9 protein-coding genes are annotated in these 12,027 nt (G+C 71.3%); 8 read left to right on the top strand and 1 reads right to left on the bottom strand.

Annotation, left to right across the window (positions count from 1 at the left end; all coding sequences use genetic code 11):
• Positions 1 to 403: 403 nt before the first annotated feature.
• Positions 404 to 1,411 (bottom strand): hypothetical protein, encoded by a 1,008-nt coding sequence (locus VF647_05605; GenBank protein ID HEX8451548.1) that lies wholly within the window; start codon positions 1,409 to 1,411, stop codon positions 404 to 406.
• A 187-nt stretch (positions 1,412 to 1,598) separates the two neighbouring features.
• Between VF647_05605 and VF647_05600 the strand changes: the two genes are divergently transcribed.
• The 8 genes from VF647_05600 to VF647_05565 all read left to right on the top strand — a co-directional run.
• The gene (locus tag VF647_05600; GenBank protein HEX8451547.1) at positions 1,599 to 1,871 is read left to right on the top strand and encodes a NifU N-terminal domain-containing protein; all 273 of its coding nucleotides are present in this window, start codon (positions 1,599 to 1,601) and stop codon (positions 1,869 to 1,871) included.
• Positions 1,868 to 3,190, top strand: a complete 1,323-nt coding sequence (locus VF647_05595; protein HEX8451546.1) for an aminopeptidase P N-terminal domain-containing protein — start codon at positions 1,868 to 1,870, stop codon at positions 3,188 to 3,190. Before VF647_05600 ends, VF647_05595 begins: the two co-directional genes overlap by 4 nt.
• 17 nt (positions 3,191 to 3,207) lie before the next feature.
• On the top strand, positions 3,208 to 3,963 hold the full coding sequence (locus tag VF647_05590; protein HEX8451545.1) for a TMEM175 family protein: 756 nt from the start codon (positions 3,208 to 3,210) through the stop codon (positions 3,961 to 3,963).
• A gap of 48 nt (positions 3,964 to 4,011) precedes the next feature.
• Positions 4,012 to 5,199: a glycosyltransferase gene (locus tag VF647_05585; GenBank protein ID HEX8451544.1), complete on the top strand. Its 1,188-nt coding sequence runs from the start codon at positions 4,012 to 4,014 to the stop codon at positions 5,197 to 5,199.
• 491 nt (positions 5,200 to 5,690) lie between these two features.
• On the top strand, positions 5,691 to 9,158 hold the full coding sequence (gene metH, locus VF647_05580) for a methionine synthase (GenBank protein ID HEX8451543.1): 3,468 nt from the start codon (positions 5,691 to 5,693) through the stop codon (positions 9,156 to 9,158).
• A 179-nt stretch (positions 9,159 to 9,337) separates the two neighbouring features.
• The gene (locus VF647_05575; GenBank protein ID HEX8451542.1) at positions 9,338 to 9,766 is read left to right on the top strand and encodes a hypothetical protein; all 429 of its coding nucleotides are present in this window, start codon (positions 9,338 to 9,340) and stop codon (positions 9,764 to 9,766) included.
• Positions 9,767 to 9,894: 128 nt separating this feature from the next.
• Positions 9,895 to 11,769 (top strand): bifunctional homocysteine S-methyltransferase/methylenetetrahydrofolate reductase, encoded by a 1,875-nt coding sequence (locus VF647_05570; protein HEX8451541.1) that lies wholly within the window; start codon positions 9,895 to 9,897, stop codon positions 11,767 to 11,769.
• Between the two features lie 70 nt (positions 11,770 to 11,839).
• On the top strand, positions 11,840 to 12,027 hold a 188-nt coding region (locus VF647_05565), incomplete at its 3' end, for a hypothetical protein (protein HEX8451540.1).

Genomic DNA, 12,027 nt, shown 5'->3' with positions numbered 1-12,027 from the left:
CCCCCTCCCCCCGGCCCCCTCCCCCGCCTGCGGGGGCGCAGGGCGGGTGAGGGGGAGAACTGCTGCCCTCGTCGCACAGATCCCGTAGGGGCGCGATTCATCGCGCCCGTGCCCGCCGCCTCTCCACCGCCCGTCCTTTTGCACCAAACCGGCGCCCACCCTCGCCCCGCCTCGACCCCTGCGTCTCGGCACGAAATTCCGGTAGGGGCAGACCTGCGTGTCTGCCCACCCTCGCCCCGACCTCCACGCCCGCCCCACGGCACAGAGCCTCGTAGGGGCCGCCCCACGTGGCTGCCCGTGCCTCGCGCTGCGCCGTCTTCCGCAACGCGCACCAACGCCCGCCACCGCCCCTCTCCTAGCGGTTTGGGAGAGGGGCCGCGAGGAACGAGCGGGGGAGAGGGCCCTACCGCTCCGGCGTCGGCGGCGTCGTGATGAACAACGGGACCGCGCGCGGAACCGGCAGCCGCACCGGATCGACAACGGGCAGCGGCGAGAACGGCTCGGAGATGAAGATCTGCGTGAGCTGGCGCCAGCGGGCGAGGGCGCCCAGCGGCTGCAGCTCGCCGTCCGGGCGGCCGGTCGCGAGGGTGACGTGGGGGACGCGCGGGATCAACCGCAGGACGGCCAGCTCCAGCCCGGCCGCCGCGTCGGTGTCCGGGAGGTAGACGTGGCCGGGGTCGTTGGAGTCGGCGCCGTAGCTCTCCAGCCCCATCTCCGCGGCGGCGGCGTGGAAGGCGGGCATCTGCGAGGGGGCGACGTCGTAGTCGGCGGCGCGGCCGGCGGCGCGGCCCAGGCGATCCACGCGGCAGTGCCACGAAGTGAGGGTGCTCGTGGCAAAGAAGCCGGACCGGCTGCGGCCCTGCTGAAAAAGCCACGCCTGCCGCTGCGGCGCCCTCCACGTCTCACGCCGGCGGACGCGCACGCCGCGCCCGGCGAGCGCCTGCTCCATCCGCCGCAGCTTCGACGCGAAGATCGGGTCCAGCAGCTCCATCTCGCGGTAGGTGCGGCGCACCTCGGAGCCGAAGACGGTGCGCAGGACGCGCCACTCCCAGTGCTCGTAGCTCTCGCCCGGGTCGGGGTGCGGCATCCCGGGTACGCCCACGACGTGCGTGCCCGGGAGCGGGGTGGCGGGCTGGTAGACGGGCACGTCCAGGTACGACAGCAGCCCGAAGCGCCCCGGCCCGCGCGCGTTGTAGCGGCAGCGAAGCTCGGACGGCGTCGGGTTGCGGCCCAGGCGCTCGATGGGGCGCACGCTGCACGGGTTCACCAGCGGCGGCCGCGCGGGTGGCGGTGGAGCGGGCGGCGGCACAGGCGCCGCGGGCGGGGTGCTGTCCGCCGGGGGAACGGTCTGCGCCGCGAGCGGGGCCGCGGCCAGCGCGCAGGCGATCAGGGCGGGGAAGTGCTTCGACATCGTGTGCGAAAGAGGACGGCCGGCGCGCGGAGCGTGCCCCCGTGCATACCCCCGTCCGCCTGAATGGTTGAGTGGCCGCGCGCCAAGCTAACACGCCCCCGCCGCCCCGGCGAGACGCGCATTCGTTGCGTCCCGCCCTGCCGCGGCCTATGCTTTCCAACTGACCCTTACCCGTGGAGCAGACTGGATGGCGAAGGCCAAGGTGAAGTTCGAGGAGACGCCCAATCCCAACGCGGGCAAGTTCACGGTGGGCCGCACCCTGGTGGAGGGGCGCAGCGGCCTCACCTTCGACACGGCCGGCGAGGCAAAGGACAACGCCATCGCGGCGCGGCTGATGGCGGAGGCCGGGGTGGCTTCCATCTTCATGGTGGCCGACTTCGTAACCGTCACCAAGGATGACACGGCGACGTGGTCCGACCTGGCGCCACGGGTGCAGACCGCGCTGCGCGAGACGCTGTGACGGCCGCTTTCGACGCGGAGACCTACCGCCGGCGAAGGGACCGCTTCCTGGAGGGGATCGGCGGTGGAGTGGCGATCCTGGTGGCGCTCCCGGAGCTGGTGAAGTCGCGCGACACCGCCGTCCGCTACCGGCCGGACAGCGACCTCTTCTACCTCACGGGCTTCGTGGAGCCGGGCACCGCCGCCGTGCTGACGCCGCACGACGACGAGCACCGGCTGACGCTCTTCGTGCGCGAGCGCAATCCCGAGCGCGAGGCGTGGGATGGGCCCCGCGCCGGTCCCGAGGGCGCGCGTGAGCACTTCGGCGCCACCGCCGCGTATCCCATGAAGGAGCTGGACGAGCGGCTCAAGGCGCTGGTGGAGCCCGCCGACGCCATCTTCTACACCCTCGGCTCGGACGCGGAGATGGACGCGCGCGTGACGGGCCTCCTCCGCAAGTTCCGGCACACGCGCCCGCGCACCGGCAAGGGCCCCGCCGACGTGCGCGATCCCGCCGCCGTGCTGGACCGGATGCGGTTGATCAAGGAGCCCGCCGAGCTGGACCGGATGCGTGCCGCGGCCGAGATCGCTGCCCGGGCGCACGCCGCCGCCATGCGCGCCGCCCGCCCGGGGATCGGCGAGTGGGAGCTGGAGGCGGTCATCGAGTCCGGCTTCCGCGCCGCGGGTCCGACGGCGGAGACGGCCTTCCCCAGCATCGTGGGGAGCGGGATCAACGCCACCATCCTGCACTACCACGACAACGCCCGCCGCACCGAGGACGGCGACCTCGTGCTGATCGACGCGGGCGCCGCGCTTGGGCTCTACTGCTCGGACATCACGCGCACCTTCCCCGTCAACGGCCGCTTCACGCCTGCCCAGCGCGAGGTCTACGAGATCGTGCTGGCGGCGGAGGAGGCGGCCATCGCGGCGATCCGGCCCGGCGCGCCTTTCTCCGCCATCCACCAGGCGGCGCTCGAGGTGGTGGTGCAGGGGCTGATCGACCTGGGGCTGGTGACGGGGACGGTCGAGGAGGTGATCGAAGCCAAGGCGCACCAGCGTTTCTTCATGCACCAGACCTCGCACTACCTGGGGCTGGACGTGCACGACGTGGGTCCCTTCGCCAACCCGGACGGCTCGTCCGTCGCGCTGGAGCCCGGGATGGTAGTCACCGTGGAGCCTGGCCTCTACATCCCCGCCGCGGACGATGTGCCGGAGCGGCTGCGCGGAATCGGCGTGCGCATCGAGGACGACGTGATCGTCACCGACGACGGCCACGAGGTCATCACCCGCGGCGTCCCCGTGTATCCGTACCAGATCGAGGCGCTGGTCGGCCAGGCCTGATCCCTCCGAGGGCAACCATGATCCGCACGATGGTGATGGCCCGCGAGCCCGGCGACAAGCTCGGGTTCCGGCTCCGCGGCAGGGAAGTGTCGCGGCTGGAGGGGCTCAGCGACGCCGTGTTCGGCTTCGCCATCACCCTGCTGGTGGTGTCGCTGGAGGTGCCGCGCACCGCCGCCCAGCTCTTCGGGGCGATGCGGGGCTTCGTGGCGTTCGGGGCGTGCTTCGCTCTCCTCTACATCGTGTGGCACCACCACTACCGCTTCTTCCGCCGCTACGGCCTCACCGACGGGATGACCGAGACGCTCAACGCCGTCCTCCTCTTCGTCGTCCTCTTCTTCGTCTACCCGCTCAAGTTCGTCTTCGGAATGGTGATCGGGCAGATGATGGGCGACCCGTCGAACGTCACGCTGGCGGATGGGAAGACCGTGCCGGTGATGCAGGGGAACGAGCCGGCCATGCTGATGGTGGTCTACAGCACGGGCTACGTGGCGGTCTTCGTCATATTCGCGCTGTTGCACCTGCACGCCCTCCGCAAGCGCGAGATGCTGGAGCTGGACGAGCTGGAGCTCCACGACACGCGCGACAACATCCGCGAGTGCATCCTCAACTCCTCCATCGGCATCGCCTCCATCGCGGTCGCGGCCATCGGCGGGCGGCGGTACGCGGTCGCGGCGGGGCTCGTGTACTGGCTGGTGGGCCCGGCCATGGCCATCAACGGCACGATCGCGGGGAAGCGGCGGCAGCGCATCATGGCGCGCGTCGCCGCGGGATAGCTTCGGGGGCGAAGCTCACCAGTAACCCTTGGACGTCGCGAAGCTTCGATGAAAGTGGTGATCCAGAACAACAGCCGGGTCTGGGGCGGCAACGAGAAGTGGATGTCGATGCTCGCCGCCGGACTGCTGGAAAACGGGCACTCGGTGGTCGTCTCGTGCCGGGCAGACGGGGCGGTGCAGCCGCGGCTGGAAGAGCGCGGCATCCCCACCTCCGCCGTCCGACCCGGCCTGCGCGCGGACGTGGTGCGGGGGCTGCGCTTCGCGATGTGGCTGCGGCGCGAGCGGCCGGATGCGCTCGTGCTCACCTCGTGGAACGGGATCGCTTGGGGGGCGCGGGCGGCGCGGATCGCGGGGGTTCCGCGCGTGGTGGTGCGGCTCGGGATCGTGCGGACGCTGCCGCCGCGCGGGCGCCATCCCCGCCCGTTCCGCCGCAACGTCGACGCGCTGATCGTGAACTCGGAGGAGATCCGCGGCGAGTGGCTCCGCTGCGCGCCCTGGTTCCCGGCCGACGAGGTGCATCTGGTGCTGAACGGGATCGTGCCGCCTCCGCGCCTAGCGCCGGAGGAGCGCATCGCGACCCGAGAGGAGCTCGGCCTGACGCCGTCGTCGCGGCTGGTGGCGGGGGTCGGGCACATGTGCCCGCGCAAGGGCTTCGACCTGCTGATCGACTCCTTCGCCGCCGCGGACGTCCCCGGGTCCGAGCTGCTGATCGTGGGCTCGGGGCCGATGGAGGGTGCCCTCCGCGCGCGGGCCGCCTCGCTGGGGCTTAGCGAACGCGTGCACTGGGCGGGCTTCCGCGACGACGTCCCGCGCATCCTGGGCGCGTGCGACCTGTTCGTGCTGTGCAGCCGCAACGAGGGGATGGCGAACGCGATGCTGGAGGCGATGGCCTCCGGCACCCCCATCGTCGCCACGGACATCAGCGGCGTGCGCAGAGCGCTGGGTGCGCGCGACGGCCGCCCCGCCGCCGGCTGGATCGTCCCCCCCGACGACACCGCCGCGATGGCCGAGGCGATCGGCGAGGCGCTCACCTCCCCCGAGCTGGCGGGGGAGCGCGCCGGGGAAGCGTCGTGGCGGATCGCCCACTGGTTCAGCCCGGCCCGCATGGTCGCCGAAGCGGAGGCGGTGCTGGCGTCCGCGTCGAATGCGGATCCCTCGGAACGCGCACTAGATCCTTCGCTCCGCGCCAGAGGCCGCAGCCGGGGCGAGTTCCGCGCAACGCGTCGCTCAGGATGACAGAGGGTGAGCCGCGATCGAAACTCGCACCCCAGACCGCTTCAGCGGTCTTCGCGTGGTTCCAGCCGGGGGATTTATCCCCCGGGACCCATCGCCCGCGCATCGCCCGCGCACCCCCCGACGCATCGCCCGCGCATCCCCGGGACGCATCGCCCACGCATCCCCGGGACCCATCGCCCGCGCATCGCCCGTGCATCCCCCGGGACGCATCGCCCGCGCATCGCCCGTCCATCGCCCGCGCATCGCCCCGGCACCCCCAACCGTGGCCGTGGCCCAAAGCCGCCCCACGCCGCGCAACGCCTTGCGCTCACGACAGATCGGTGTAGATTGCGCGTTGCACGCCAACCGCGTGCGGTGGATGAATTTGCCGCGACCGCTTGCGACCACCTAAAAAAACGCTAAAGAGTCGGGATCTCCGGTAGCCCGTTCTGGTATGCCGTGCCCCGCACTCCAAGAGAGCCGCGGGGCCTTTGTTTCTCTGGAAATCACGCATGCAGCAGCTTCGCCCGCCCTACCTCGATGCACTCGACCAGCGCGTCCTCGTCTTCGACGGCGCCATGGGGACCTCGGTCCAGCGCTACAACCTGACGCCGGAGGACTTCGGCGGCGAGAAGCTGGAGGGGTGCAACGACTACCTCGTCATCTCCAGGCCGAACGTCATCGAGGAGATCCACGCCTCGTTCATGGAAGCGGGCGCGGACGTGCTGGAGACGGACACCTTTCGCTCCAACCGCATCACGCTGCGCGAATACGGCCTGCAGGAGCGCGTGCGTGAGATCAACGTCGCCGCCGCCTCGCTCGCCCGCCGCGTGGCGGACCGCTTCTCCACGCCAGAGAAGCCGCGCTTCGTGGCCGGCTCCATCGGCCCCAGCGGCTTCCTGCCGTCGGCGAGCGACCCGACGCTGGGGAACATCACCTTCGACGAGCTCGCGCCCGTCTTCCAGGAGCAGGCCGCGGCGCTGATCGAGGGCGGAGTGGACGTGCTGCTGGTGGAGACGTCGCAGGACATCCTGGAGGTGAAGGCCGCCATCTTCGGCTGCCGCGCCGCCATCCGCGAGGCGAGCCGTCCCGTCGCGCTGCAGGTGCAGGTGACGCTGGACACGAGCGGCCGCATGCTGCTGGGCACCGACATCGGCGCCGCGATGGTGACGCTGGAGTCGCTGCGGGTGGACGTGGTGGGGCTCAACTGCTCCACCGGCCCCGAGCACATGCGCCAGCCGATCCGCTTCCTGGGCGAGAACGCGCGCCTCCCCGTGTCGTGCATCCCCAACGCCGGGATCCCGCACAACGACGGCGGCGTGGCCGTGTACCCGCTGGAGCCCGTCCCCTTCGCCGAGCAGCTCGCCGAGTTCGTGAACGAGCACGGCGTGCGGATCGTCGGCGGGTGCTGCGGCACGACGCCCGAGCACATCCGCGAGCTGGTGGCGCGGGTGGGCGGCGCGAAGCCGCGGGTGAGCGAGGCCGTCTTCGTGCCGCGCCTCTCCTCCGGCATCCGCGCAACGGACCTGGTGCAGGAGCCCGCGCCCACGATGATCGGCGAGCGGGTCAACGCGCAGGGGAGCCGCAAGGTGAAGCGCCTCCTGCTGGGCGACGACTACGACGGCATCCTGGACGTGGCCCGCGACCAGACGGAGAGCGGCGCGCACGTGCTGGACGTGTGCGTGGCGCTTACGGAGCGCGCCGACGAGGACGACCAGATGCGCACCGTCGTCAAGCTCCTCTCGCAGGGCGTGGATGCGCCGCTGTGCATCGACTCCACCGAGGCGCCGGTGATCGAGGCGGCGCTGAAGCAGTCGCCGGGGCGCGCCATCGTCAACTCCATCAACCTGGAGAACGGGCGCGAGCGCTGCGACGCGGTGCTGCCGTCGGTGGCGGCGCACGGGGCGGCGGTGATCGCGCTGACCATCGACCGCGATCTGGGCGGGATGTGCAAGACGCGCGAGACGAAGCTGGAGGCCGCGCGCAAGATCCACGCGATCGCCGTGGGCGAGTACGGGCTGCACCCCAGCGACCTGATCTTCGACGCGCTGACCTTCACCCTCGCCACCGGCGACGAGGAGTTCCGCAAGTCGGCGGCGGAGACCATCGAGGGGATCCGCGCGATCAAGGAGGCGCTCCCGGGCGTGCTGACCACGCTGGGCGTGTCGAACGTCTCGTTCGGGCTGTCGCCGGCGGCGCGCGGGGTGCTCAACTCCGTCTTCCTGCACCACTGCGTGCAGGCGGGGCTGGACACGGCCATCATCAACCCCGCGCACGTCAAGCCGTACTTCGAGATCCCGGACGCCGAGCGCAGGCTGGCCGACGACCTGATCTTCGACCGGCGCACCGCGGAGCACGACCCGCTGGCGGCGTTCATCGCCTTCTACGAGAACAGCACGGTGGAGCAGGAGTCCAGCGTCGATCCCACGGCGGGGATGGAGCCGGAGGAGGCGCTGCACTGGAAGATCCTGCACCGCAAGAAGGAGGGGATCGAGGAGTGGATCGACCGCGCCGTGGAGAAGTTCGGCGCGGTGCCGGTGCTCAACGACGTCCTCCTCCCCGCGATGAAGGAAGTGGGCGACAAGTTCGGCGCGGGCGAGCTGATCCTCCCCTTCGTCCTCCAGAGCGCGGAGGCGATGAAGCGCGCCGTCGCCCGCCTGGAGAACTACCTGGAGAAGGCGGAGGGACAGACCAAGGGAAAGGTGGTGCTTGCAACCGTGTACGGCGACGTGCACGACATCGGCAAGAGCCTGGTGAACACCATCCTGAGCAACAACGGCTACACGGTGTACGACCTGGGCAAGCAGGTGCCGGTCAACACCATCATCGAGAAGGCGGAGGAGGTGGGCGCGGACGCCATCGGCCTTTCCGCGCTCCTGGTGAGCACCTCCAAGCAGATGCCGCTGTGCGCGCAGGAGCTGCACAAGCGCGGCCTTCACTACCCGCTGCTGGTGGGCGGCGCGGCCATCAACCCGTCGTTCGTGCGCGGCGCCGCGCTGGTGGAGGACGGCAAGCCGTTCCCGGCCGGGATGTTCTACTGCAAGGACGCCTTCGAGGGGCTGTCGACCATGGACAGCCTGATGGCGGACAACGGCGAGCAGTTCGTCGTGGAGCACAACGAGGAGATGCTGCGCCGCTCCGCCGCCTACAACGCGGCCAAGGAGGCCGCGAAGGGGAAGCGTCCCGCATCGCGCGAGAACCCCGCCGTGGGCGCCGCCGACGTCCCCACGCCGCCGTTCTGGGGGTGGAAGGTGCTGCAGAACCTCCCGGTGGACGACGTGGTGGAGTGCATCGACCGCAACACGCTGTACCGCATGCAGTGGGGAGCCCGCAACCTCAAGGGCGACGAGTGGGACCGCCTGGTGCGCGAGGACTTCGAGCCGCGCCTCGCGCGCTACTCGCTGGAAGCGCGCACGCAGGGATGGCTCCGCCCGCGCGCCATCTACGGCTACTTCCCCGCCGGCCGCGACGGCGACGCGGTGGTCGTGTTCGACCCAAAGGACCGGACGCGCGAGGTGGGCCGCTTCGAGTTCCCGCGCCAGGAAGACCGCGAGGAGCTGTGCCTGGCGGACTACTTCCGCCCGCTGAACGGCGAGGGCCCCCAGGACGTCCTTCCGCTGCAGGTGGTGACGAGCGGCGACCGCGCGGCCGAGTTCATCGATCGCCGCACCAAGGGCGGGGACTACAGCGAGGGCTACTACCTGCACGGCTTCAGCGTGCAGACCGCGGAGGGCACGGCCGAGCTGGTGAACCGCCGCATCCGCCAGGAGCTGGGGATCGGCGAGCCGCGGGGGCTGCGCTACTCGTGGGGCTATCCGGCCTGCCCGGACGTGGAGCAGCACGAGCTCCTATTCAAGCTCCTCCCGGTCAAGGAAGCCATCGGCGTCGGCCTCACCGCCGGCTTCCAGCTGGACCCGGAGCAGTCGACGGCGGCGCTGGTGGTGCACCATCCGGCGGCGAAGTACTTCTCGACGATTTGAGGGAATAGGGAATAGGGAATAGGGACTAGGTGTGTTGCTGGTCAATCCCTGATCCCTGATCCCTAATCCCTGTAGTTCCTGGCATTCCGCCTGCACCTGGCACCGATAACCGTAGCACGGCACCCCCACAGCCCCGCGCCCAGCGCGAGGAGGTCGCAATCGCAAAGGCAAACTACAGCGTGGATCGCGCGCTGAAGACGAACCGGGGGCGCTCCCGGATGGTGAGCGCGGCCATCATCGCGCTGGGTGTGCTGATCCTTGCGGGCGTGCTCCTCTTTCGCGACCGCGGGCGGGAGCGCGCCGCCGGCAGCGTTCGCGTAGGCGACGACTCCACGAGCGTGGCGGCGCGGCTGGGCAAGAACCCGCAACGCTGCACGGAGATCAACCTGGGGCACCTGGCCGACGCCTTCCCCGCGAACACCCCGCGCCCCACCGTCGAGGAGACGCTGGGCGGGCTCCACGGCCGCACCACGACGCGCTGGGTCTACGCGGGCAAACAGCGCACCCCCTGCCGCGCCCGCCGCGGCGACACCGAGGTCGGCTTCGACCGGGAGGGGAAGGTGCTGTGGGCCGTGCCGGTGTACGGGACGACGCCGATTGTGATGTAAACGGAAGTGCTAAGTCCTAAGTGCTAAGTGCTGGAACTGCAGTTACTCAGCACTTAGGACTTTAGCACTTAGCACTTAGCACTTAGCACTATCCACGCTGAAACTCAAAGACGGACCGAACCACGCCCATGCCCGACTTCCGCGAGCTCCTGGCCGACGGCCGCCCACACCTCTTCGACGGGGCGATGGGGACGATGCTGTACGCCAAGGGGGTGTACATCAACCGCTGCTACGACGAGCTGTGCACCACCCAGCCCGACCTGGTGGCGGACGTGCACCGCGCCTACGTCAAGGCGGGCGCCGAGATCCTGGAGACGAACACGTACGGCGCCAACCGCGCCAAGCTGGCGCGCTACGGCCTCGAAGACCGCACGGCCGAGATCAACGCCTGCGCCGGCGCCCTCGCCCGCCGCGCCGCAGGCGACCGTGTCTACGTCGCAGGGGCCATGGGGCCGCTGGGGATGCGCATCGAGCCGTTCGGGCCCACGTCGGCCGACGAGGCGCGCTCCATCTTCCGCGAGCAGGCGGAGGGGCTGGCCGCTGGCGGCGTGGACCTCTTCGTCCTGGAGACGTTCGCGGACCTCGAGGAGATCCACCAGGCGATCCTGGCGGTGCGCGAGGTGTGCGACCTCCCCGTGGTGGCGCACATGACGATCCGCGAGGACGGGCGCACCCCCTTCGGCACCGAGGCGGCGACGCTTGCCGAGCGGCTGGCCGGGTGGGGCGCGGAAGTCGTGGGGCTCAACTGCAGCGTGGGCCCCAGCGCCATGCTCGCCGCGACCGACGAGATGCTCGCCGCCACCGACCGGCCGCTCATCATGCAGCCCAACGCCGGCCTCCCGCGCGACGTGGACGGCCGCACCATCTACATGGCGTCGCCGGAGTACATGGCCACGTACACGGCGCGCCTCATCCGCAAGGGCGTGCGCTTCGTGGGCGGCTGCTGCGGCACCACGCCCGAGCACATCGCGCGCATGGCGGGCGCGCTGCGCATGCTGGCCCCCGCGCAGTCCACGCGCGTCCACGCCGCCGCGCACGAGCCCGACAGCCGGGCGATCGAGCCGGTGCCGCTCGCCGAGCGCTCGGAGTGGGGGCGCAAGCTGGTCACGGGCGAGTTCCTGACCACGGTGGAGATCGTCCCGCCGCGCGGCGTCAACCCGGCCGCGATGCTGGACGGCGTGCGCCTCCTCAAGGCGGCGGGGGTGGACGGCGTCAACGTGCCGGACGGCCCGCGCGCGCAGTCGCGGATGGGCGCACTGGCCACGGCGCTCATCATCCAGCAGCAGGTGGGGATGGAGGCGGTGGTCCACTACGCCTGCCGCGACCGCAACCTGCTCGGGATGCTCTCGGACCTGCTCGGGGCGCAGGCGCTGGGGCTGCGCAACATGCTCTTCGTCACGGGCGACCCGCCCAAGATGGGCCCGTACCCGGACGCCACGGCCGTCTTCGACATCGACGCCATCGGGCTCACGAACCTGGCCGCGCGCCTCAACCGCGGCCTCGACCCCGGCGGCAACGTGCTGGGCGACGCCACCTCCTTCGTCCTGGGCGTGGGCGTCAACCCCGGCGCGGAGGACCTGGAGCACGAGCTGCGTCGCTTCTACTGGAAGGTGGAGGCGGGCGCGGAGTACGCCATCACGCAGCCCGTCTTCGACCTGCGCCAGCTGGAGTCGTTCGTGGCGCGCATCGAAAAGGAGGGGATCCGCATCCCGATCATCGCCGGGATCTGGCCGCTGGTCTCCGCCCGCAACGCCGAGTTCCTGGCCAACGAGGTCCCCGGCGTCGTCGTCCCACCTGACGTCATGGAGCGCATGCGCCGCGCGAGCGACCTGGGCAAGGAGGCCGCGGTGGAGGAGGGCACCCTGATCGCCCAGGAGATGCTGCGCGATTCGCTCCCGATCATCCAGGGCGTGCAGGTGAGCGCGCCGTTCGGCCGCGTGCCGCTCGCGCTGCGGGTGTTCGAGGCGATTCCCGGGTGGCGCGGGGCGGCGGAGGCGGCGTAGGCCCCACCCCCAGCGTCGCTCCGCGACGCATCCCCCTCCCCCGATACTGCCCGGGGGAGGGGGTTTGTGCGTGGGTTGGTGCGCGCAGGCGGGGTTCGGCGCGGGGCGGGGCACGGGCAGCCACGCGGGCGGCCCCTACGAGGTTCGCGTGCGGGGGCGGGGGGCGAGGTCGGGGCAGGGGTGGGCGGACACGCAGGTCCGCCCCTACGAGGGTTGGCGCGCGGGGGGCGTGATGAAGTACGCCCCCACCACGGTGTC

Source organism: Longimicrobium sp. (genome assembly GCA_036387335.1).
GTDB lineage: Bacteria > Gemmatimonadota > Gemmatimonadetes > Longimicrobiales > Longimicrobiaceae > Longimicrobium.
The sequence above is the reverse complement of the archived record's forward strand: the minus strand, read 5'-3'. Positions and strand labels throughout refer to the sequence as shown.